We start from the raw sequence: 23,094 nt of genomic DNA, 5'->3' as shown, positions 1-23,094 counted from the left end.
CCGAAGGCTGCGATCTTTTGATCTTGCTTTTAAACATCAAAGTCAAAAGATCGCAGCCTTCGGCAGCTCCTACACAGGGGATTTGTGTGAATCCTTCAGGTCAAGGTCGGCAACGCACCCAGCTTGCCCTTGTGGTAAATCATCGGCGTCACCGGTTGCTCGGGCAGGATCAGGTTCTTCACCGCGCCGACGATGATTGCGTGATCACCACCGTCGTACTCACGCCACAACTCGCACTCGATGATTGCCGTCGCCTTGGCGAGGATCGGGTTACCCAAATCGCTCAAATGCCACTCGATGCCCTTGGCCTTTTCCTTGCCCTTGCCGGCGAACGCGTAGGCTTCGGCGGTCTGTTCGGCGGAGAGCAAGTGGATAGCGAATTTCTTGCTGTCGCGCAGCACCGGGTAAGTGTCGGAGGCGTAGTTGGGGCAGAACAACACCAGCGCCGGGTCGATCGACAGCGCGCTGAACGCGCTGGCGGTAATGCCGACGATGCCGCCGTCCGGGTCGAGGGTGGTGACCACTGTGACGCCGGACGGAAACGAGCTCATGACGTCTTTGTAAATGCCGGGTTCGATCATTTCGCAGGACTCCTAGCGCATCACAAACGGATCAGGCATTGGCGCCTGGGAGAGGTTGATCCACACCGTTTTCAGTTCGGTGTAGGCCAGCACCGAGTCGATGCCGCTTTCGCGTCCATAGCCACTGTTCTTGAAACCGCCGATCGGCGCCATCGCCGACACTGCGCGGTAAGTGTTGACCCAGATAATTCCTGAGCGCACATCGCGCGCCAGCCGGTGGGCGCGGCCCAGGTCACGGGTCCAGATGCCGGCGGCAAGGCCGAACTGCGAGTCGTTGGCGATCGCCAGTGCTTCGGCTTCGTCCTTGAAACGAATCACCGACGCCACCGGGCCGAACACTTCTTCCTGCATGATCTTCATCGAATTACGGTCGCATTCGAACAGCGTCGGCTCGTAGAACCAGCCTTCGCCGAGATCCGCCGGACGCTTGCCGCCGGTGCGCAAACGCGCGCCTTCGGCAATCGCATCGGCGACCAGCCCTTCGACCACCGCCAGTTGCTGCGCGGTGGCCATCGGGCCCATCTCGCTATGGTCTTCCTGCGGGTTGCCGATGCGGATGCGCTGGGCGCGTTCGACCAGACGATTGACGAATTCGTCGTAGATTTCGTCCTGCACCAGCAAACGCGAACCGGACACGCAGCTCTGCCCGGACGCCGCGTAAATCCCGGCAATCGCGCCGTTGATCGCACTGTCGAGATCGGCGTCGGCAAAAATGATATTCGGCGACTTGCCGCCCAGTTCCAGCGACAGCTTGGCGAAGTTTTCGGCGCTGCTGCGCACCACATGCCGTGCCGTGGCCGCGCCGCCCGTGAAGGCAATCTTGCGGATCAGCGGATGGCGGGTGAGGGCGGCGCCGGTGCTCGGGCCGTAACCGGTGACGACGTTGACCACGCCGGGCGGAATCCCGGCTTCGAGGGCCAGACGCGCCAGCTCGAGAATGGTTGCCGAGGCGTGTTCGGACGGCTTGATCACAATGGTGTTGCCGGCGGCGAGGGCCGGGGCCAGTTTGATCGCGGTCAGGTACAGGGGGCTGTTCCACGGAATGATCGCGGCGACCACACCCATGGCTTCGTGCACGGTGTAGGCAAACAGGTCGGGCTTGTCCAGCGGCAGGGTGCCGCCCTCAAGCTTGTCGGCCAGGCCTGCGGTGTAGTGGAAGAACTCCGGCAGGTAGCTGACCTGGCCACGGGTTTCGCGGATCAGCTTGCCGTTGTCGCGGCTTTCCAGCTGCGCCAGGTGTTCCTTGTTTTCTGCGATCAGGTCGCCGAGGCGACGCAGCAACTTGCCCCGCGCGGTGGCAGTGAGGCCACGCCACGCCGGGCTGTCGAAAGCGGTCTGCGCCGCTTGCACGGCGCGTTCGACGTCCGCTTCATCGGCGTCGGGCAGTTCCGCCCAGGCCTGCGCGGAGGCCGGGTTGAGGCTTTCGAAGGTCTTGCCGGAGAGGGCGTCGACCCAATCTCCGCCGATGCACATCTGGAAGCGTGCGAGTGTCATGCAACGATCCCCTTTATATGGTTTTGTCGGGAGTGTGCGAATTGAAGGAATTCCAGCAGCATCTGGTTGACCAGACGCGGCGACTCTACCGGCATCATATGCCGTTGCTCGGGCAGCACGGCAACCTTCGCGCCGGGGATGCGTCGGGCCAGTTGCTCGGCCATTTCCGGGGTCGAGCCGGGGTCGAGTTCGCCTGTGGCGATCAGCGTCGGCGCCTGAATGCTGCTCAGGTCGTCGGCGCGGTACATGTCCTGGGTGGCGAACAATTCGTAGGTGGTCAGGTAACCCTGCGGATCGTTGTTGGCCAGTGTCTGACGCAACGCGGCGATCTGCGCCGGGTTGGCGGCCTGATATTCACGGCTGAACCAGCGTGACAGCGCGGCTTCGGCATTGGCGTCCGGGCCATGCTCGGCTGCCTGCGCCGTGCGGGCAATAACGCCGGCACGCTGTTCTTCGCTGCGGTTGAACACGCTGTTCAACACCACCAGGCTTTGCAGGCGCTCCGGGTAATGCAGGGCAAAGGCCCGCGCGACCAGGCCGCCCATGGAGAAACCGATCACCGCGGCCTGGGGCAGATTCAGGTGATCGAGCAGCTCGAGCAGTTGATCAGCGTAACCAAGCAGGTCGGTGCCGCTGGCCGGGCGCGGGCTGGCGCCGTGGCCGAGCATGTCGTAGGCGATCACCTGGTACTGGCTGGCGAGGCCGACAATCTGCCCGCCCCACATTTCTTTGTTCAGGCCCACGCCGTGGATCAAGACCACGGGCTGGCCTTGGCCGGTCGCCAGGTAACTGGTGCCAGCCGGGGTGAGTTCAGCGGTGAGCCGAATCATGGAGCGCTCCTGCAATGCCTTTCTTGTTGTGATTACTGGGCTTTTTCGGCGGCCAGTTCTTCCAGATCGATGTAGCGGTTGCCGATGCGCGGGTGCAGGCGGCCACCGTCGGCGCAACCCAGCACCACGACGATTTCGTCGGCACGCGGCGCGTCTTCGATCTGCATTTCCAGGGTGATGTAGTGTGAACGCAGGCCTTCGTCGTCCTTGTGCATCATCGGGATCTGAATCGACGTGCCCGGACCGCCGCGCTTGTTGGTGAAGCTCAGGTAGCTCTTGGCTTTCACTGCTTCGCGGTAGTGGTTGCCGAAGCGCAGGGTGTGGATCACCGCCGACGCGTGCTCGATCTCGCCGTCAGCGCCGACCACCGCCGCTTTGCCGTAGGCCTCGATCTTCTCGGCACCGCCGATAATGCCGACCAGACGATCGACCATCATGGCGCCGAGGTCGGAGCAGTTGGCGCGGATCTGTGGCTTGAGGTCTTCGACAAAACCGTTGCCCACCCAAGGGTTCTTCATCACCACGGCAAGGCCGACCATGGTCACTGGCTTGTCAGTCGCCTTGCCGCCTTCGATGAAGGTTTCTTCGACATAGCTGACGATCTTGCGAATTTCGAAACTCATGAGCTGCTCCGTTGGGGGATTGAGAGTGTCTGTGCGTCTGATGGTATACCATAATACCGATACTGCAAGTCCCCCTGACGAGATTTGCCTTATCACCCCGGCGAATGGTCATGTATTCAAATTCCCAGCCCCCTCGATCCCTTGTAGGAGTGAGCCTGCTCGCGATAGGGAGCTGTCAGCCAATGATTTGCTGACTGAAACACCGCCATCGCGAGCAGGCTCACTCCTACACGGGAAATCAGCGGCAATGCGGTTAACAAAAGATAACGTGGCGCCGATTGTCAGACATTTGCAAAGCCCGATAGGATGAGCCAGCTTCCGAAGGGGCTCTGGATTGCGGGTTTCAGGAGGATGCTTCTGAACTGCCAGTAGTCGAGCACCCTTGCGGCGCCCTTGAAGGCCCGATGGCCCAACAATAATAAATAGGGGAAGGTCTATGAGTCGTTGCCGCCCGCCGGCGTTACGCAACACCGCGTTGCTGGTCACAGCTCTCTCGCTGCTGGGCTTTGCCACGTTATCGGCGCCTGTGATTGCCGCCGAGGCCCCGGCCGACGTGGTCTATGCCACCGAATCGGCCAAGGCCGCGAAAAGCCTGATTCTCGATGTCGTCCACGCCGGCGCGCGCCTGGTCGCGGTCGGTGATCGCGGGCACATCGTCTATTCCGATGACCAGGGCAAGACCTGGACCCAGGCCAAGGTGCCGACCCGCCAGTTGCTTACCGCGGTGTATTTCGTCGACGACAAAAACGGCTGGGCGGTCGGCCACGACGCACAGATTCTCGCCAGCGCAGACGGCGGTCTGACCTGGACCAAGCAATTCGAAGACCTCGCACGCGAATCGCCGCTGCTCGACGTCTGGTTCAAGGACGCCAGCAGCGGCTTTGCTGTGGGCGCCTATGGCACGCTGCTGGAAACCACCGATGGCGGCAAACACTGGGAAGACGTCAGTGATCGCCTCGACAACGAAGACCAGTTCCACCTCAACGCCATCGCCTCTGTGAAAGACGCCGGGCTGTTCATCGTTGGTGAGTCCGGCAGCATGTTCCGCTCCGCCGATGACGGCCAGACCTGGGAAAAACTCGAAGGTCCGTACGAAGGTTCATTGTTCGGCGTGATCGGCACGGCCCAGCCGCAGACCCTGCTGGCGTACGGCTTGCGCGGCAACCTCTATCGCTCCACCGATTTCGGCAGCAACTGGGAGCAGGTCGAACTGAAAGCCGCACGCGGTGAGCTGGAGTTCGGGCTGTCCGGCGGCACACTGCTGGAAGACGGCTCGATCGTCATCGTCGGCAACGGCGGCTCGGTGATCAGCAGCAGTGACAATGGCGAAACCTTCAGCGTGTTCAACCGCCCGGATCGCATTTCGCTGTCGTCGGTCACCGCCGCCGGCAACGGCAACCTGATTCTGACCGGGCAGGGTGGTTTGCACATCACCCAGCCAAACGGTGCCGAGACCAATAACAAGAAGGCGGGGCTATGACTTCCTTGATCACTCCTCAGCAGGAAAAGGCGACGGTTCTCGAGCGCCTGATCTTCAACAACCGCCCGGCCGTGATCCTGATCTGCCTGGTGGTGAGCATTTTCCTGTTCTGGCAGGCGACGCTGATCCGGCCGTCCACCAGTTTCGAAAAAATGATCCCGCTGCAGCATCCCTTCATCGAGAAGATGATGGAGCACCGCAACGATCTGGCGAATCTCGGCAACACGGTGCGCATTTCAGTGGAGGCCACCGACGGCGACATCTTCTCCAAGGAGTACATGGAGACCCTGCGCCAGATCAACGACGAAGTGTTCTACATTTCCGGCGTCGACCGTTCCGGGCTGAAGTCGCTGTGGAGCCCGAGCGTGCGCTGGACCGAAGTGACCGAAGAGGGTTTCGCCGGCGGTGAAGTGATTCCGCAGAGCTATAACGGCTCCCAGGACAGCCTCGACCTGCTGCGTAACAACGTGCTCAAGTCCGGTCAGGTCGGGCGTCTGGTGGCCAACGATTTCAAGTCGAGCATCGTCGACATCCCGCTGCTGGAGGCCTACCCGGACCCGCAGGATCAGGGCAAGCTGCTGGCGCTGGACTATCGCCAGTTCTCCCATGAGCTCGAAGACAAGATCCGCAACAAGTTCGAAGCGCAGAACCCCAACATCAAGATCCATATCGTCGGTTTCGCCAAGAAGGTCGGCGACCTGATCGACGGTCTGGTGATGGTGGTGCTGTTCTTCGGTGTCGCCTTCGTCATCACCCTGATTTTGCTGTTGTGGTTCACCAACTGCCTGCGCAGCACCATCGCCGTGTTGAGTACGACGCTGGTGGCGGTGGTCTGGCAACTGGGACTCATGCACTTCTTCGGCTTCGGGCTCGACCCGTATTCGATGCTGGTGCCGTTCCTGATTTTCGCCATCGGCATTTCCCACGGCGTGCAGAAAATCAACGGTATCGCCCTGCAGTCCAGCGAGGCCGATAACGCCCTGACCGCTGCACGACGCACCTTCCGCCAGCTGTTCCTGCCGGGGATGATCGCGATTCTCGCCGATGCGGTGGGCTTCATCACCCTGCTGATCATCGACATCGGCGTGATCCGTGAACTGGCCATCGGCGCGTCCATCGGCGTCGCGGTGATCGTGTTCACCAACCTGATCCTGCTGCCGGTGGCGATTTCCTATGTCGGCATCAGCAAGCGCGCGATTGCCAAGAGCAAGAAGGACGCCAACCGCGAGCATCCGTTCTGGCGCCTGCTGTCGAACTTCGCCAGCCCCAAAGTCGCGCCGATCTCGGTAGCGCTGGCGCTGATCGCCTTCGGTGGCGGCCTCTGGTACAGCCAGAACCTGAAAATCGGCGACCTCGACCAGGGCGCGCCGGAACTGCGTCCGGACTCGCGTTACAACAAGGACAACAACTTCATCATCAGCAATTACTCGACCAGCTCTGACGTACTGGTGGTGATGGTCAAGACCAAGGCCGAAGGTTGTTCGCGCTACGAAGCCATGGCGCCGATCGATCAGTTGATGTGGAAGATGCAGAACACCGAGGGCGTGCAGTCGGCGATCTCGCTGGTGACCGTGTCCAAGCAGATGATCAAGGGCATGAACGAGGGCAACCTGAAATGGGAAACCCTGTCGCGCAACCCGGACGTGCTGAACAACTCGATCGCCCGCGCCGACGGCCTGTACAACAACAGTTGCTCGCTGGCGCCGGTGCTGGTGTTCCTCAACGACCACAAGGCCGAAACCCTCGACCGCGCGGTGCAAGCGGTGCAGGAGTTCGCCAAGGAAAACAACAAGGACGGCCTGGAATTCATCCTCGCCGCCGGTAACGCCGGGATCGAAGCCGCCACCAACGAAGTCATCAAGCAGGCTGAGCTGACCATCCTGATTCTGGTGTACATCTGCGTCGCGGTGATGTGCATGATCACCTTCCGCTCATGGGCGGCGACCTTGTGCATCGTCCTGCCGCTGGTGCTGACCTCGGTGCTCGGCAACGCGCTGATGGCGTTCATGGGCATCGGCGTGAAAGTCGCGACGCTGCCGGTGGTCGCGCTGGGCGTGGGGATTGGCGTGGACTACGGCATCTACATCTACAGCCGTCTGGAAAGTTTCCTGCGTGCCGGGTTGCCGTTGCAGGAAGCTTATTACCAGACACTCAAATCTACCGGTAAAGCGGTGCTGTTCACCGGTTTGTGCCTGGCGATCGGCGTGTGCACCTGGATCTTCTCGGCGATCAAGTTCCAGGCCGACATGGGCCTGATGCTGACCTTCATGCTGCTGTGGAACATGTTCGGCGCACTGTGGCTGCTGCCAGCGTTGGCGAAGTTCCTGATCAAGCCGGAGAAACTGGCGGGGCAGAAGGGCAATTCGCTGTTTGCCCATTGATCTGAAAGCCTGAAACGACAAAGCCGCAACCTTGAGGGTTGCGGCTTTTTTGTGGACGAAGATCAAGGTCAAGGTCAAGATCAAGAGCCCCTCACCCTAGCCCTCTCCCGGAGGGAGAGGGGACTGATTGGGGGATATTAGAGATTTACGCCGACCTGAGCGCCCTGCTGTGAATCCATAATCGACTCGGTTTTTCAGGTCGATGTATAACGAAGCACAACCCGGTCGGTCCCCTCTCCCCTTGGGAGAGGGCCAGGGTGAGGGCAAGCGGTCTCAAGCCTTAAGACAGTTCAGCGCCAAGCACCACACTCAACGCACTGCGCGCATCATCCAGCTGCACCAGCGTCGCATGCCGGGCCCCGAGCGCATCGCGGTTCTCGATGGCGGTCAGAATCGCCTTGTGCCTCGGCAACGCCAATTCATGCAGATTCGGCCGCTGATTGGAATGCTTCAACGCCTCGGCAATCGCCACCGCCAACATGTTGCACAGGTTTGCCAGCAGGTCATTGTGCGTCGCATCGGCGATGCGGCTGTGGAAGTCCAGATCCGGCTGCAAAAGCGCTTCCGGGGTCGGAGCGGCTTCCATGCGTTGGTAGGCTTCGTTGATCGCGGCGATGTCGGCATCCGTCGCATGCTGGGCGGCGAGGGCGGCGGCGGCCGGTTCGATGATGCTGCGCACGCTGGTCAGCACGTTGAAGAATTCATTCTGCGGGCTGCTTTGCATCAACCAGTGCAGCACGTCCGGGTCGAGCATGTGCCACTCGCGACGGGCCTTGACCACTGTGCCGACGCGCGGTTTGGAATACACCAGCCCCTTGGCCACCAGCACTCGGGTGGCCTCGCGCAACACCGGCCGACTGACCGCGTACTCCTCGCAGAGCAGGGCTTCGGCGGGCAGTTTGTCGTCGGGCAAAAAGCGTCCGGAGACGATCTGCATGCCCAGTTCCTGGACGATGCGCGAGTGCATGCTTTTACGGTCGGAAGGTTTGCGGTAATCCATGGGGGGTGGCGCGATCCTGAGCGATGGAGATGCCGCGCATCATAGCAGGCACTGTGGGCATTCATCAGGCCTGAAATCTACACCGGCCCTGTGGCGAGGGAGCTTGCTCCCGCTGGGCTGCGGAGCAGCCCCAAAACCGGCAAGTGCGGTGTGTCAGCAAAACCGCGAATGCCGATTTACGACTGCTGCGCAGCCGAGCGGGAGCAAGCTCCCTCGCCACAGTGATTGATTCAGGCCTGAAACCGGGTGGGGTTAGTGAGAGTGGCGCGGAACCTCGGCCCCTCGGCAACCCACCAGGAAGTCAAAGTCGCAACCCTGATCCGCCTGCAGCACGTGGTCGATGTACAGCTGACGATAGCCACCCACCAGCAATTGCTGCGGCGCTTGCAGATCCGCCATGCGCGCCGCCAGTTCAGCGTCGGGAATGTCCAGATGCAAACGGCCGCTGGCGCAATCGAGTTCGATCCAGTCGCCTTCCTGCACCGCCGCCAAAGGCCCGCCCGCTGCGGCTTCAGGTGCTACGTGCAAAACCACCGTGCCGTACGCCGTGCCGCTCATGCGGGCATCAGAAATCCGCACCATGTCGGTCACGCCTTGCGCCAACAGCTTGGCCGGCAAGCCCATGTTGCCGACTTCGGCCATACCCGGATAACCCTTCGGTCCGCAGTTCTTCATCACCAGAATCGAATCCTTATCGACGTCTAGCTCTGGATCGTTGATCCGCGCCTTGTACATGTCGAAGTTCTCGAACACCACGGCGCGCCCGCGATGCTGCATCAGTTCAGCGCTAGCGGCGGACGGCTTGAGCACCGCACCCAGCGGCGCCAGATTGCCGCGCAACACGCAGATGCCACCGTCAGCGCGAATCGGATTGTCGAGGGTGCGGATCACCTCGTCCTCGCCATAGATCGGCGCGTCCCTGGTGTTCTCGCCGATGGATTTGCCGTTGACCGTCAAGGCATTCGGGTTAGGGATCAGATTGGCTTCACCGAGGCGACGCAGCACCGCTGGCAAACCACCGGCGTAGTAGAACTCTTCCATTAGGAAGCGCCCGGAGGGTTGCAGGTCGACGATGGTCGGCATGCCGCGACCGATGCGGGTCCAGTCGTCCAGATCCAGCTCGACGCCAATGCGCCCGGCAATGGCTTTCAAGTGGATCACGGCGTTGGTCGAACCACCGATGGCGGCGTTGACGCGAATGGCGTTTTCGAAGGCTTCCTTGGTCAGGATCTTCGACAGTTTCAGGTCTTCACGCACCATCTCCACCGCGCGCATGCCAGACATGTGGGCCAGCACGTAACGCCGCGCATCTACTGCGGGAATCGCGGCGTTGTGCGGAAGGGAAGTGCCCAGTGCTTCAGCCATGCAGGCCATGGTCGACGCGGTGCCCATGGTGTTGCAGGTGCCCGCCGAACGCGACATGCCGCCTTCGGCTGCGAGGAAATCGTCGATGGTGATGGTGCCGGCCTTGACCTGTTCGCTGAGCTGCCACACGACAGTGCCGGAGCCGATGTCCTTGCCCTTGTGCTTACCGTTGAGCATCGGCCCGCCGGTGACGACGATGGCCGGTACGTCGCAACTGGCGGCGCCCATCAACAGTGCCGGGGTGGTTTTGTCGCAACCGGTGAGCAGCACGACGCCGTCGATCGGGTTGCCGCGAATCGCTTCTTCAACGTCCATGCTAGCCAGGTTGCGGGTAAGCATGGCGGTCGGGCGCAGGTTCGATTCGCCGTTGGAGAACACCGGGAATTCCACCGGAAAACCACCGGCCTCGATCACCCCGCGTTTGACGTGCTCCGCGATCTGGCGGAAGTGCGCGTTGCACGGAGTCAGTTCCGACCAGGTGTTGCAGATGCCGATGATCGGCTTGCCGTGGAACTGATGGTCGGCGATGCCCTGATTCTTCATCCAGCTGCGGTACATGAAGCCGTTCTTGTCGGCCGTGCCAAACCATTGGGCGGAGCGCAGGGTGGGTTTCTTATCAGACATGATCGTTTCTCTTATTGTAAGACTATTGTTTGCGAGCTGACGCTTAATCTAAGCGCAAAATCGGCGCTTTGGAAGTGTTGTTGGGTAATTAGTATTACTATATAGTCGTTTTCGACGGAGGGAAGGCCCTGGCTGTTTTGGCGAGAGGCGTCCCCCGAGGTTCTATAAAAACAACAATCGGAGACCGATCTCATGAGCCAGGAACTGCGGCTTGTCCGGCGCATCACACTGAAACTGATTCCCTTCCTGATCCTGCTGTACCTGATCGCCTATGTGGATCGCTCCGCCGTCGGCTTCGCCAAGCTGCACATGGGCGCCGACATCGGCATCGGCGATGCGGCCTATGGCCTGGGCGCCGGGCTGTTCTTCATTGGTTACTTCCTTCTCGAGATTCCCAGCAACCTGATGCTCGAACGCTTCGGCGCGCGGCGCTGGTTTGCGCGGATCATGATCACCTGGGGCGCGATCACCATCGGCATGGCCTTCGTGCAAGGGCCGCACAGCTTCTATGTGATGCGCTTTCTGCTCGGCGCGGCCGAAGCGGGCTTCTTCCCCGGCGTGCTGTACTACATCACCCAGTGGTTCCCGGTGCGCCATCGCGGCAAGATCCTCGGCCTGTTCATCCTGTCGCAACCGATCGCCATGATGATTACCGGTCCCGTGTCCGGTGGTTTGCTGGGCATGGATGGCATCCTCGGTCTGCACGGCTGGCAGTGGCTGTTCATCGTCATCGGTACCCCGGCGATCCTGCTGACCTGGCCGGTGCTGCGCTGGCTGCCGGACGGTCCGCAGCAAGTGAAATGGATGGATCAGGCGGAAAAAGACTGGCTGACCGGCGAACTGAAAAAGGATCTGCAGGAGTACGGCCAGACCCGTCACGGCAATCCGCTGCACGCGCTGAAAGACAAACGCGTGTTGCTGCTGGCGCTGTTCTATCTGCCAGTGACCCTGAGCATTTATGGCCTCGGCCTGTGGCTGCCGACGCTGATCAAACAATTCGGCGGCAGCGATCTGGTCACCGGTTTCGTTTCTTCAGTGCCGTACATTTTCGGGATCATTGGCCTGCTGATCATTCCGCGCAGCTCCGACCGCTTGAATGATCGCTACGGCCACCTGGCGGTGCTCTATGTGCTCGGTGCACTGGGCCTGTTCCTCAGTGCCTGGCTGTCGATGCCGGTGGCGCAACTGGCGGCGCTGTGTCTGGTGGCGTTTGCGCTGTTCTCGTGCACAGCCGTTTTCTGGACTCTGCCCGGGCGCTTCTTCGCCGGTGCAAGTGCTGCGGCTGGGATTGCCCTGATCAACTCGGTCGGCAACCTCGGCGGTTACATCGGGCCGTTCGTGATTGGCGCATTGAAGGAATACACCGGCAACCTGGCTTCGGGGTTGTATTTCCTCTCGGGCGTGATGGTGTTCGGGCTGATTCTGACGGGCATCGTCTATCGCGTTCTGGAACGCAAGCATGTGCTGCCCGTCGAGCAGTTCGCCGCGAGTGCCCGTGGTGCGACCCGCACGTGATGGGCTGGCACCACCCCCTGTAGGAGTGAGCCTGCTCGCGATGGCGGTGTATCAGCGAAAAAATTTGCCAACTGACACACCGCTATCGCGAGCAGGCTCACTCCTACAAGGGGGCTGCGGTGTTTCGAATAACACAGGAGAAAATCATGCATCTGGTTCAATTCGAATTATCCAACGGCGAGCGTCGGGTCGGCGTGGTCGACAACGGTCAGGTCCGCGAGGTCCAGGATGCGCGCAGTGTCCGTGATCTGGCCCTGGCCGCGATCGAGGCCGGTGGTTCCCTGGAGCAGCAAGTGCAGACCCTCGGCCTCGGCGCCAGCCATGACTACGCGCAGTTGCTCAAAGACCTGCGCATCCTGCCGCCACTGGATCACCCGGACCCGGCGCACATGCTGGTCAGCGGTACCGGCCTGACTCACCTGGGCAGCGCTTCGGCCCGCGACAAGATGCACCAGCAGGCCGGCGACGAAGCGGCGATGACCGACACCATGCGCATTTTCAAATGGGGCGTGGAGGGCGGCAAACCGGCGGCGGGGCAGGCCGGTGTGCAACCGGAGTGGTTCTACAAGGGCGACGGCAGCATCGTCGTGCGTCCGGGCCAGCCGTTCCCGCTGCCGCCGTTTGCCGAAGACGCCGGTGAAGAGCCGGAGATGGCCGGCCTGTACATCATCGGCAACGACGGCAAGCCGTATCGCCTCGGTTTCGCGGTGGGCAACGAGTTCTCCGACCACGTCATGGAACGCAAGAATTACCTCTATCTCGCACACTCGAAATTGCGCAGTTGCAGTTATGGGCCGGAACTTCGCACCGGTGAATTGCCTCAACACCTTGCCGGCACCAGCCGAATCCTGCGTGACGGCGAAGTGCTCTGGCAAAACGAGTTCCTCAGCGGCGAGGCCAACATGTGCCACAGCCTGGCGAACCTCGAATACCACCACTTCAAATACAGTCAGTTCCTGCGTCCGGGCGACGTGCACATTCACTTTTTCGGCACTGCGACTTTGTCCTTTGCCGACGGCATCCGTACCCAGCCGGGCGACACGTTCGAGATCAGCCAGGCCGACTTCGGCGCGCCGCTGGTCAACGGTATCGCACCGGTCAAAGCGGCTTTTGAACCGGACAGCATCGGCACCCTTTAAGGAGATCCCATGACTCAGATTCTCGGTCACAACTACATCGGCGGTCAGCGCAGCGCCGCCGGCAGCGTCAAACTGCACTCGGTCGACGCCAGCACTGGCGAGGCCCTGCCGCACGATTTCATTCAGGCCACGGCGGAAGAAGTCGACGCCGCTGCCAAAGCCGCCGCTGCGGCTTACCCGACGTATCGCAGCCTCAGCGCCGAACGCCGCGCGCAGTTCCTCGACGCCGTCGCCGATGAACTGGATGCTCTTGGCGATGATTTCGTCGCCGTGGTCTGCCGCGAAACCGCGCTGCCAGCCGGACGCATTCAGGGTGAGCGCGGTCGCACCAGCGGCCAGATGCGTTTGTTCGCCAAAGTCCTGCGTCGCGGTGACTTCTACGGCGCGCGCATCGATCTGGCATTGCCCGATCGTCAGCCGCTGCCCCGTCCGGATCTGCGTCAGTACCGCATCGGCCTCGGCCCGGTCGCGGTGTTCGGCGCGAGCAACTTCCCCCTGGCGTTCTCCACTGCTGGCGGCGACACCGCAGCGGCACTGGCCGCCGGTTGCCCGGTGGTGTTCAAGGCCCACAGCGGCCACATGGCCACCGCTGAACTGGTCGCCGACGCGATCATTCGTGCAGCGGAAAAAACCGGCATGCCCGCCGGCGTGTTCAACATGATCTACGGTGGTGGCGTCGGCGAATGGCTGGTCAAGCATCCGGCGATTCAGGCGGTTGGCTTCACCGGTTCGCTGAAGGGCGGTCGCGCCTTGTGCGACATGGCCGCTGCACGTCCGCAACCGATCCCGGTGTTTGCCGAGATGTCGAGCATCAACCCGGTGATCGTGCTGCCACAGGCACTGGCCACACGTTCGGAAACCGTTGCGCGTGACCTCACCGCTTCGGTGGTGCAGGGCTGTGGTCAATTCTGTACCAATCCGGGTCTGGTCATCGGTATTCGCTCGCCGCAGTTCAGCGCGTTTGTCCAACAGGTCGCTGCTGCGATCGGCGATCAACCGGCGCAAACCATGCTCAATGCCGGCACCCTCGGCAGCTATGGCAAAGGCCTGGAAAAACTCCTGGCGCACAGCGGCATCGAGCATCTGGCCGGTAATCCGCAGCAGGGCAATCAGGCGCAGCCGCAATTGTTCAAAGCCGATGTCAGCCTGTTGATCAACGGTGACGAAGTGCTGCAGGAAGAAGTGTTCGGTCCGACCACGGTCATCGTTGAAGTGGCCGATCAGGCCCAACTCAGCGCGGCGCTGCATGGCCTGCACGGTCAACTGACCGCGACGATCATCGGCGAACAGTCCGACTTCGAGCAATTCGCCGAACTGACGCCGCTGCTGGAGCAGAAGGTCGGGCGCATCCTGCTCAACGGTTACCCGACCGGTGTGGAAGTGTGCGATTCGATGGTGCATGGCGGCCCATACCCTGCGACGTCGGATGCGCGCGGCACGTCGGTGGGTACGCTGGCGATCGATCGATTCCTGCGCCCGGTGTGCTTCCAGAACTACCCGGACAGCTTGCTGCCCGAGCCACTGAAAAACGCCAACCCGCTGCGTATCCAGCGCCTGGTGGATGGCAAGCCATCGCGTGAGGCGATCTAAAGCCAACCACAACCCCTGTAGGAGTGAGCCTGCTCGCGATTACGGTCTTAAATTCAGCATCTCTGCTGGAGACCCACCGCTATCGCGAGCAGGCTCACTCCTACAAGGGGACTGTTTCGACAATGAGCTATCATTGGCCCTTTCCCCCCTAGAAAGACTGTTTGCCATGACTGCCCAAACCCTTCTCAACGCCCTCGAACACTGCGGTATGGTCGAAATCGATGGCCTGCACGCCTTCGAATTTGCCCTCGACGAGGACGATAACCTGCACATCGAATGCATCGATGGCCGTGAAGCCAGGCACTGGGAATTCACCCCGGCGCAGGTCGCGGCGGCGACGTTCGATGAGACGCTCCAGAGCTGGTTGATCATCGGATTCGCCAGCGACACCAAGACCACGGGCGAGCATCGCCTGGTGTGTCTCGGCGACGTAGTCAGCAGCAGCGACGACGAGGATGACGATAATGAACATGCGTAATTTCTGGCCCCTGCTGATGGCCGGCAGCGTCGGCGCGATGGGCCTGTCCAGCGCCAGCGCCGAGACCTTGCAGTTGCTGGTCGGCTCTTACACCGCCGGTTCCAGCCAGGGCATCTACCGCATGCAGTTCGACAGCGCCACCGGCCAGATCGATGCCAAGCCGCTGCAAGTGGTCAAGACTGAAAACCCATCGTGGCTGACACTCTCGAAAGACCAGAAACGCCTGTTCGTGGTCAACGAAAACGGCCCCGGCCAGACCGATCCGGTCGGTCGTGTCAGCAGCTATGCCATCGACCCGAAAACCCATGCGCTGAGCCTGATCAATCAAGTGCAGAGCCTGGGCAACGAGCCGACCCATTCCAGCCTCAGTGCTGATGCCAAGCATCTGTTCGTCAGCAACTACTCGGTGATGGAAGATCCGGGCGGCACCCTGGCGGTGTTGCCGGTCGATGCCGACGGTCAACTGAAACCGGTGGTGCAGATGAGCGGCCACCCGGCCAGTCGGGTCAACCCTGAGCGCCAGGCTTCCAACCACGTGCACTCGACCGTGTCTTCGCCGGACGGTCGCTACGTGTTCTCCAATGACTTGGGCGCGGACAAGGTTTTCATCTATCAATACGATCCGAAGGCCAACCCGCACCTGCCGCTGACTCCGGCGAAAACCGCTTCGGTAGCCTTGCCGGCCGGCAGTGGCCCGCGTCATCTGCTGTTCAGCGCCGACGGCAAACACGCCTGGCTGACCATGGAGATGAGCGCGCAGGTTGCGGTGTTCGATTACAACGATGGCGTGCTGACCCAGACGCAACTCGTCGATCTCGCCGCGGGCCAGCCAACCTCGGACAAGGCGGGCGCGGCGCTGCATGCTTCAGCTGATGGCAAGTTTCTCTACGTGAGCAACCGTGGCACGGCCAATCAACTGGTGGTGTTCAGCATCGACCCGGCGAGCGGCCAGCTCAAAGAGCTGCAAAAACGCTCGGTCGAGGGTGATCACCCGCGCGAGTTTGCCCTTGATCCGAGCGGTAAATTCGTCTTGATCGCCAACCAGAAGAGCAACCAGATTGTCGTCGTCGAACGCGATGCCAAGACCGGTCTGCTCGGCAAAACCGTGCAAAAACTGCCGATCGACGCGCCAAGCGATCTGAAATTTCTAGTGCGACAATAAGCCACAGGCCTCGGTCTACGGGGCCTGCATCGTTGTATTAATTGCACTGATAACGGCTAATGCTACAAAAGATTTCAAGGAGGCAACCCTCGAGCGTTACGTTTGTTTCACAGCCCGACCGGGCAAACCAAGCAAACGAACACGAGGGTTACCGCCATGAACTTCAATCTCTTCTCCGTTATCGCCGCCTCCGCCATTTCCGCCACCGTGGTATTGCCAGCCGGTGCCAACGTCGAAATCGCCAGCAAAAAATCCCACACCCAGAGCTACACCCAGAAATACCTGCAGCAAAGCGCCAACTTCTACGCCGCGCTGGATCACAAAACCCAAGCCTGAAATTCCCGTCTCCCTGTAGGAGCTGCCGAAGGCTGCGATCTCTTGATCTTGTTTTTCAAAAGCAAAATCAAAAGATCGCAGCCTTCGACAGCTCCTACGCGCGTACGCGTTCTCCACTCATAGGTTTTCTCTCGCCGGCAAATAGAGCGGCTAAATAATCAACGAAGCTGATGTTTACTATGGCAAACCCTGAGTGGTTGCCTCGGCTTTTTTGATTGATTCTGTGGCCATCGAAACCTTTGCCCACGGAGAACACCATGGCCAGCGCAATCCTCACTTCCGCCAAACGCGGCGCCTATCTGGCCATCGGTCTGTACCTGGCCGTGGTGCTGTTCGTCAGCATTGGCGCGCAGATGGAACACAGCTTCGAAGCCCCGATCGACGTCGCCCACCCTGGCATCCAGTTCGAACTGCGTTCGCAAAGCGCGATGGTCGACAGGGCCGAACTCGCAGGAGTCGGCGGCGCATGAAAGGCTACAGACTCTGGGTCATCGCCAGTCTGGCATTGATGACCAACGGTGCTTCATTGCTGGGGTTCGGCCAGGGCTCGGTGGGCGGATTGGCCCGGGCCATAGAGGCCAACCACAACATCGCGCACAACATCGAACGCGCCAACACGCTGGGGCTGATGGCCGGCAATCCACCGGTCAAGGTCGCAGTGGATTTTCTTGGACCGTTTGAAGTGGATTGCATGGCACTGGGCATGTGCCAAGCGCTGGCGTAGGCAACGCGGACCATTGTGGCGAGGGAGCTTGCTCCCGCTGGGTTGCGAAGCAACCCCAAATCCTGCAGACACAGTATTTCTGATGCGCTGAATAGACCGCGACTGCTGCGTAGCCGAGCGGTAGCAAGCTCCCTCACCACAGGTGTGTGTGAGGCCGAGATTCAGCTCGACTTCTTCATGATTGAAGTGAACAGTTCGGATTCGAGGAAACGCTGCAACCAGGCTTGCAAACGAACGTACGGGGTCTGCGCAAACCACTCGCGATCAACATGAGCGAACTGCCGGACGAAGGGCAGCAGGGCGATGTCGGCGAGGCTTTGATGATCGGCCAGCAAATATTCGCGGCCTTCAAGCAGCTCATCCAGCTTCTGCAGAAACAATCCACCTTCAGCCCGATAAGCTTCCATCGGCTGCTCAGGGTAACGCTCGGCGTACTTGTAGCGGTTCAGAGCTGTTTTGAAAATCTGATCATTGCCCTCAATCAGCTTTTCCATCCACAGCGCCGCGAATGAATCTCCGGCCAGCAACCAATCATCCGGATCATTCTGCGCCAACGCCCAGCGCATGATCTGCAGGCTCTCATCAATCACCACGCCATCGGCGTCCAGCACCGGCACGGTGCCCTTGGGCGAGAGCGCGAGCATCTGCGCCGGCTTGTCCTTGAGGCTGACCTCAACAATCTCCACCGGTACGTCCGCATAACACAGCGCCATCCGCGCCCGCATCGCGTAAGGGCAGCGGCGGAACGAATACAGCGTGTTCATTTCACCTCCAGCGTGCTCAAACCATTGCCCTGGCGCCGCACCTGAATCTGCACCGGGATGCGTTCGTGCATTTCCTGCACATGGGAAATCACCGCCACCTTGCGCCCTTGCGCCTGCAATCCATCCAGTGCATCCATGGCCAGTTGCAGCGATTCCGGATCGAGGCTGCCGAAACCTTCGTCGATAAACAGCGATTCGATTTTCAGCGTGCTCGACGCCATCGACGCCAGACCGAGCGCCAACGCCAGTGAGACGAGGAACGTCTCGCCGCCGGACAACGAATGTACCGAGCGCAGTTCGTCGCCCATTTCCGTGTCCATCACCAGCAGGCCGAGCATGCTGCCGCCGCGTTTGAGCCGATAGCGTTTGACCAGTTGCCGCAGTTGCGCGTTGGCGTGATGCACCAGCAGGTCGAGGTTGTAGGCCTGGGCGATCTTGCGGAAGGTGTCGCCGGTGGCCGAGCCGATCAACGCACTGAGCCGCGCCCAGCGCTGATACTCGGCATAAGCCTCGGCGATCTGCTGGGCCAGCGCCTGATTGGCGTTCTGCCGGCGCTGGTCTTCAACCTGTTCGGCGCGCAACTCGGCGCACTGCTGCTCACTGACGGCGAACTGTTGTTGCAATTCAGCGAGGGCGCTATCGAGCTGTTCGGCGTCAAGATTGCCGTCTTGCCGGGCCTGATGATCGAGCAGGCGCTGATCGCGCTCCTGCAACAAGACCTGGGCCTGTTCGATGGCTTTTTCGTTGTGCTGAAGGGTCTGGCGCAGCGCGGCGACCTGCGCGTCATCGAAGCGCAGCAAGTCTTCGAGGCCGCCGTCATCCAGTTCCGGATGGTTGGCGCGCCAATCGGCGATTTTGGCGGTGAGTGCCAGATCTTCAGCTTGCAGTGCTTGCAGGCGATCCTGATGCGCCTTGAGCTCAGCGGCGATTTGCACCAGCTGCGTGCGTACGGTCTGCAGTTCCTCAGCCGTGCTGGTCTCGGCAATACGCGCCTGTTCCACCGCGTGTTCCAACTGCTGCTGCCAATGCTCGGCGCTGCTGTGATCGCCAATCAGTAGCGCGAGTTTTTCCTGACAGCTTTGCTGCTGCTCGGTCAACGCCGTGAATTGCTCCTCGACGCTTTGCAGTTGCTGAGTGCGCAACTGCTGGCGATCCTGTTCTTTCTCAAGGGTTTGCTGGCGTTGCTGCTGTTCGCTCAGTTCTTCCTTTTGCTGCTCGAGCTGGGCCAGACGCTCGGCGATCTGCCGATCCAGTTGCAGGAACGTCGCGGCCGGCTCAAGGCGCAGTGCTTCGAGGGTGTCAGCCGGCAGCAGCGGACCGAACGCGTTGAGTTCTTCTTCAAGGCGCTGACGGTCGCTGTTGAGTTCATGCTGCTGATGGCTCAGCTGTTGCGCCGCTTGCTGATGCGCCACCTCGGCCTGACGCAATTGCTGCGACAGGCGCGCGGCGTCCTGCTGCAAGGTGAGCAGGGCGCTCTGGCGTTGTTCGTCTTGCGTGATGCTTTGGTTCAACTGTTCGTTCTGGCGGCTGAGCCAGGCGTCGCGTTTGTCGGCGTCCTGATTGAACAGTTGCGCGGCCAGCGGATGCGCGTCGAGGCTTGGGGCCAGGGCTTGTTGCTGCGCAGCCAATTGTTCCTGTTGCTGGAGCAATTCTTTCTGTTGCGCGATCACGCCACCGACTTCGCCGCGCAGTTCGATCAGTTTTTCCTTGAGCTGATCGACCACTTGCTGGGCATTGGCCTGTTCGCTTTCATCGTGGCGGCCGAGGCTTTGCAGCAGCGCTTCGGGCTGATGATACGGATGCTCGTTGCTGCCGCAGACCGGGCAGGGCTGATCGTCCTGCAACTGCGCGCGCAACTCTTCGACACTGGCACTGCGCGCCAGCCGCTGACGCTCGAGCAGTTCGCGAGTGACGCTGAGGGTCTGCTCGGCGACGGTCAGTTCAGCCTTGGTTTTCACACCGTCCTGGGTCAGACGTTCACGTTGCTGCTGCGCGTCGAGCTGACGCTGTTGCAACTCGGCGCTGCGCTTGTCGAGATCCTGCTGAGACGCCCACAGCCGCGACAGGTCTTCGATCGCGCGCAGCTGTTTGCGGTTGTCCTGCAGCAAAGTGCCGAGCAGGCCGATCTGTTCGGCGACCGCATCCGGTTCAGCACCGGCCTCCTTGAACAGGACTTCCAGTTGCTGTTTATGCGCTGCCAGTTGTTCAGCGCTGTGCGCGGCGTTCTGTTCAAGGGATGCCAGTTCGGTCTGGCCCTTGTTCAAGCGGTTGCCGATCAGCATCAGTTGTTGCAGGCGATCGCGATAGGCGCTCCAGGCATCGCTCAATGGCGCCAGATGCGCACTTTGCTCAAGCTCGCTGGCGATGTGTTGCAGACGCTCGGCGACCTCAGCCTGTTTTTCCTGCAAGGCCTGAATCGCGCTCTGGCCATCCTTGAACGCTTGCTCGGCCGCTTGCCGGGCTTCGGCGCTGCTGGCAGTGTCCTTGATCAGACGGGCGAGGGTGCTTTGCTCTTCGAATGCCTGACGCAGCAGCGGCGCGTTTTCGCTCTGCCGTTGTTGCGCTTCGCTCAGGGCGACTTTTGCTGCGTCGAGGTTCTGCGCCAGTTGCGTCTGCCGTTCGCCCAACGCGGCGTGTTGTTGGGTGTGTGCGGCAATCTGCGCCCCCAGTGGTGTCAACAGCGCATCGAGCTCGGCCTTGCGCGCAAATTGATGACGCTGCGGGCCAAGCTGCTCCAGACGCGTCAGTTTCACCCGCTCGCCAGCCAGGGCTTGCCATTGCTGGTGCGCGGTTTGCAGTTGTTCGCTGGCGGCTTTTTGCGCGTCTTGCAACAGACGCAAATCCTTCAGCCAACCGTGTTGTTGCTCAAGCTGTTTGAGCTGCGCCTGTTGCGCTTTCATGTGTTGCTGCGCGGTGTTGAAGCGCCCGTCGAGTTCGGCGCGCGCTTCAGGTGCCAGTGGCGTGACCCCGGTGGCCTGATCCTGCAGCAGCTTGTGCGCTTCACGGGCTTCCTTGGTCTTGTCGAAAGCGCGACGGCCCAGGCGAGTGTACAGCGCGGTGTCGGTGAGTTTTTCCAGCAGCTCACTGCGGTCGTTGTCGTCGGCCTTGAGGAACGCGCTGAATTCGCTTTGCGCCAACAGCACGGCGCGGGTGAACTGTTCGAAATTCAGGCCCAGCGCGGCTTCCAGCTGGGTTTTGTATTCGCCTTTCTGGCTGGCGAGCAATTGATCCTGATCGATATCGCGCAGGCTCTGCCGGCTCGCTTGCAACTTGCCGCCAGCCTTCTCGCGAGCGCGGTTGGCTTCCCAACGTGCGCGATAGCGGCGGCCATCGACGCCGACAAAATCCACTTCGGCATAGCCTTCGCCCGTGCCACGACGCAGCAAGGTGCGCGGGTCGCCAGTGGCGATCTCGCCGTCGGCATCCGGGACTTTGGCATCGCGGCCGGTGTTGTTCAGGCGCGGCACGGCGCCGAACAGTGCCAGGCACAAAGCGTCGAGGAGGGTACTTTTGCCGGCGCCGGTCGGGCCGGTGATCGCGAACAGACCGGCGCTTGCCAGCGGCTCAGCAGTGAAATCGATCTCGAACGGCCCGGCCAGCGAGGCGAGGTTCTTCAAGCGAATGGCGAGAATCTTCATGGCTGCTCGCCCTCCAGTTGCACGTCTTGCAGCAACTCGGCGAAGTCCTTGAGCGTCTGCTCATCGACCTCGCTGCCGTAGTTGTCGAGCCAGGCGCGGCTGAACAATTCCTGCGGGGTGAGCTGGTCGAGTTCGATCAGCGTGCTGCCGTCATCGCTGCCATCGGCGCCACGATTGCCGGCGTATTCAGCGGCGATGCGCACCAGACGTACGGCCTTGCCTTGCAGTGCGGTCTCCACTTGATGGCGCAGATCCGGCTGCGGCTCATCCAGGCGTACACGGACTTCGAGCCATGGCTGGCGCTGGGTTTCGGCGAGCAGATCGACGTTCGGCAGGTCAGCCAGTTGCAGCAGAATCTCGGCCAGCGGCGCCGGGCCGATGCGCTGCAGATTGACCGAGCGCGGAATCAGTTTCGGCTCGACGCTGACCAGGGTTTCACCGTCGAGGACGACATCGAGAATCTGATGCTGATAACCGATCTCCGAGAACGACAGCGGAATCGGCGAGCCGCTGTAGCGGATGCGCTCCTCGCCGTTGACCTTCTGCGGCTTGTGCAAATGGCCGAGGGCGACATAACTGATGCTTTCGCCGAACAGGCTGGCGGGCAGCGCTTCGGCATTGCCGATGATCAGGCTGCGCTCGGAATCCTCCGATACCGAACCGCCGGCCATGTGCGCGTGGCTGATAGCGATCAGCGCCTGCCCGGGCTGACGCTTGGCATTCGCCGCCGCGATCAGCCACTCATGCACCTGACCGATGCCGCGCAAATAGTTGTCGCCCAGATGCGCACCAGTGACTTCCGCCGGACGCAGAAACGGTAGCGCCAGACACCACGCGGCGATTTCGCCCTGGGCATTCGGCAGCGGCAGCAACAGGCGCTCGGCATCGAGCTGCCCGTCATCCAGCCACAGCACCCGGCCCAGCGCGTGGGTGCGCAAACGCCGCATCAGAGGCGCGGGCAACTCGATCCGCGAGCCGGAATCATGGTTGCCGGCGATCATGACGATGGTCAGCAGCGGCTGCTGTTCGTGAGCGCTGACGATGAAGTCGTAAAGGCGTTCCTGAGCTTTGACCGGCGGATTGACCGTATCGAAAATGTCCCCGGCGATCAGCAGCACATCCGGCTGCGCCAGTTGCAACTGGCGCAGCAGCCATTCGAGAAAACACGCGTGCTCGAAATCGCGCTCCTGGCCGTGCAGGTTTTGCCCAAGGTGCCAGTCGGAGGTGTGGAACAGACGCAAGGTGGACTCCGCAACGTTAAATGAGGTGATGGCCGCAAAAGAACGGGGCGGCTTGAGAAAGGTGAGTTTACTGGCAAGATCAAAAGATCGCAGCCTTCGGCAGCTCCTGCACAGAATCCGTAGGAGCTG

19 protein-coding genes are annotated in these 23,094 nt (G+C 61.3%); 10 read left to right on the top strand and 9 right to left on the bottom strand.

Annotated features, from left to right (window positions below; all coding sequences use genetic code 11):
* Window positions 1-95 precede the first annotated feature (95 nt).
* Genes DCO47_RS16535 through DCO47_RS16520 form a run of 4 tightly spaced genes read right to left on the bottom strand, consistent with a single transcriptional unit; the run spans window position 96 to window position 3,528 of the window.
* Window positions 96-581, bottom strand: coding sequence for a flavin reductase family protein (locus DCO47_RS16535; protein WP_042606771.1), 486 nt, complete (start codon window positions 579-581; stop codon window positions 96-98).
* Between the two features lie 12 nt (window positions 582-593).
* Window positions 594-2,075, bottom strand: coding sequence for an aldehyde dehydrogenase (locus DCO47_RS16530; protein WP_042606772.1), 1,482 nt, complete (start codon window positions 2,073-2,075; stop codon window positions 594-596).
* Window positions 2,072-2,905 (bottom strand): alpha/beta fold hydrolase, encoded by an 834-nt coding sequence (locus tag DCO47_RS16525; RefSeq protein WP_116658480.1) that lies wholly within the window; start codon window positions 2,903-2,905, stop codon window positions 2,072-2,074. The genes DCO47_RS16530 and DCO47_RS16525 overlap by 4 nt, the downstream gene beginning before the upstream one ends.
* Window positions 2,906-2,937: 32 nt before the next feature.
* The gene (locus DCO47_RS16520) at window positions 2,938-3,528 is read right to left on the bottom strand and encodes an amino acid synthesis family protein (protein WP_116658479.1); all 591 of its coding nucleotides are present in this window, start codon (window positions 3,526-3,528) and stop codon (window positions 2,938-2,940) included.
* 436 nt (window positions 3,529-3,964) lie between these two features.
* On the opposite strand from DCO47_RS16520, the gene DCO47_RS16515 reads away from it, so the two are divergent.
* Together DCO47_RS16515 and DCO47_RS16510 are read left to right on the top strand one after the other, a co-directional pair.
* Window positions 3,965-5,008, top strand: coding sequence for a YCF48-related protein (locus DCO47_RS16515; RefSeq protein ID WP_116658478.1), 1,044 nt, complete (start codon window positions 3,965-3,967; stop codon window positions 5,006-5,008).
* Window positions 5,005-7,389: an RND family transporter gene (locus DCO47_RS16510; protein ID WP_042606775.1), complete on the top strand. Its 2,385-nt coding sequence runs from the start codon at window positions 5,005-5,007 to the stop codon at window positions 7,387-7,389. The genes DCO47_RS16515 and DCO47_RS16510 overlap by 4 nt, the downstream gene beginning before the upstream one ends.
* A 280-nt stretch (window positions 7,390-7,669) precedes the next feature.
* Here the strand turns inward: DCO47_RS16510 and DCO47_RS16505 are convergent, their stop codons facing one another.
* On the bottom strand, window positions 7,670-8,389 hold the full coding sequence (locus DCO47_RS16505; protein ID WP_024013185.1) for a FadR/GntR family transcriptional regulator: 720 nt from the start codon (window positions 8,387-8,389) through the stop codon (window positions 7,670-7,672).
* 252 nt (window positions 8,390-8,641) lie between these two features.
* Entirely contained in the window at window positions 8,642-10,378 is a 1,737-nt protein-coding gene (locus tag DCO47_RS16495; protein WP_042606777.1) for an IlvD/Edd family dehydratase, read from the bottom strand.
* A 192-nt stretch (window positions 10,379-10,570) separates the two neighbouring features.
* Here DCO47_RS16495 and DCO47_RS16490 point away from each other — a divergent pair, with 192 nt between their 5' ends.
* The 8 genes from DCO47_RS16490 to DCO47_RS16445 all read left to right on the top strand — a co-directional run bounded on the left by DCO47_RS16490 (window position 10,571) and on the right by DCO47_RS16445 (window position 17,322).
* Entirely contained in the window at window positions 10,571-11,893 is a 1,323-nt protein-coding gene (locus DCO47_RS16490; protein WP_065616194.1) for an MFS transporter, read from the top strand.
* Window positions 11,894-12,039: 146 nt separating this feature from the next.
* Window positions 12,040-13,032, top strand: coding sequence for an AraD1 family protein (gene araD1, locus DCO47_RS16480; protein WP_042606779.1), 993 nt, complete (start codon window positions 12,040-12,042; stop codon window positions 13,030-13,032).
* A 9-nt stretch (window positions 13,033-13,041) separates the two neighbouring features.
* Window positions 13,042-14,622 (top strand): aldehyde dehydrogenase (NADP(+)), encoded by a 1,581-nt coding sequence (locus DCO47_RS16475; RefSeq protein WP_116658476.1) that lies wholly within the window; start codon window positions 13,042-13,044, stop codon window positions 14,620-14,622.
* Between the two features lie 166 nt (window positions 14,623-14,788).
* Window positions 14,789-15,100 carry a DUF5629 family protein gene (locus tag DCO47_RS16470; protein ID WP_116658475.1) on the top strand — a complete coding sequence of 104 codons (312 nt, stop codon included), beginning with the start codon at window positions 14,789-14,791 and terminating at the stop codon, window positions 15,098-15,100.
* On the top strand, window positions 15,087-16,262 hold the full coding sequence (locus tag DCO47_RS16465) for a lactonase family protein (RefSeq protein ID WP_116658474.1): 1,176 nt from the start codon (window positions 15,087-15,089) through the stop codon (window positions 16,260-16,262). The genes DCO47_RS16470 and DCO47_RS16465 overlap by 14 nt, the downstream gene beginning before the upstream one ends.
* Window positions 16,263-16,418: 156 nt before the next feature.
* Window positions 16,419-16,598 (top strand): hypothetical protein, encoded by a 180-nt coding sequence (locus tag DCO47_RS16460; protein ID WP_016775003.1) that lies wholly within the window; start codon window positions 16,419-16,421, stop codon window positions 16,596-16,598.
* A gap of 257 nt (window positions 16,599-16,855) precedes the next feature.
* Window positions 16,856-17,068, top strand: a complete 213-nt coding sequence (locus DCO47_RS16450; RefSeq protein ID WP_042606783.1) for a hypothetical protein — start codon at window positions 16,856-16,858, stop codon at window positions 17,066-17,068.
* On the top strand, window positions 17,065-17,322 hold the full coding sequence (locus DCO47_RS16445; protein WP_016775000.1) for a hypothetical protein: 258 nt from the start codon (window positions 17,065-17,067) through the stop codon (window positions 17,320-17,322). The genes DCO47_RS16450 and DCO47_RS16445 overlap by 4 nt, the downstream gene beginning before the upstream one ends.
* Before the next feature lie 161 nt (window positions 17,323-17,483).
* Here DCO47_RS16445 and DCO47_RS16440 read toward each other — a convergent pair whose 3' ends face one another.
* From DCO47_RS16440 to DCO47_RS16430, 3 genes are read right to left on the bottom strand one after another with little or no spacing between them, the layout of a single operon-like run.
* Window positions 17,484-18,086, bottom strand: coding sequence for a glutathione S-transferase (locus DCO47_RS16440; protein WP_116658473.1), 603 nt, complete (start codon window positions 18,084-18,086; stop codon window positions 17,484-17,486).
* Window positions 18,083-21,724, bottom strand: coding sequence for an AAA family ATPase (locus tag DCO47_RS16435; RefSeq protein WP_116658472.1), 3,642 nt, complete (start codon window positions 21,722-21,724; stop codon window positions 18,083-18,085). Before DCO47_RS16435 ends, DCO47_RS16440 begins: the two co-directional genes overlap by 4 nt.
* Entirely contained in the window at window positions 21,721-22,965 is a 1,245-nt protein-coding gene (locus DCO47_RS16430) for an exonuclease SbcCD subunit D C-terminal domain-containing protein (RefSeq protein WP_083352590.1), read from the bottom strand. Before DCO47_RS16430 ends, DCO47_RS16435 begins: the two co-directional genes overlap by 4 nt.
* Window positions 22,966-23,094 lie beyond the last annotated feature (129 nt).

The sequence above is a fragment of the Pseudomonas sp. NDM genome (assembly GCF_003105095.1).
GTDB classification, from domain to species: Bacteria; Pseudomonadota; Gammaproteobacteria; order Pseudomonadales; family Pseudomonadaceae; genus Aquipseudomonas; species Aquipseudomonas moraviensis_A.
The sequence above is the reverse complement of the archived record's forward strand: the minus strand, read 5'-3'. Positions and strand labels throughout refer to the sequence as shown.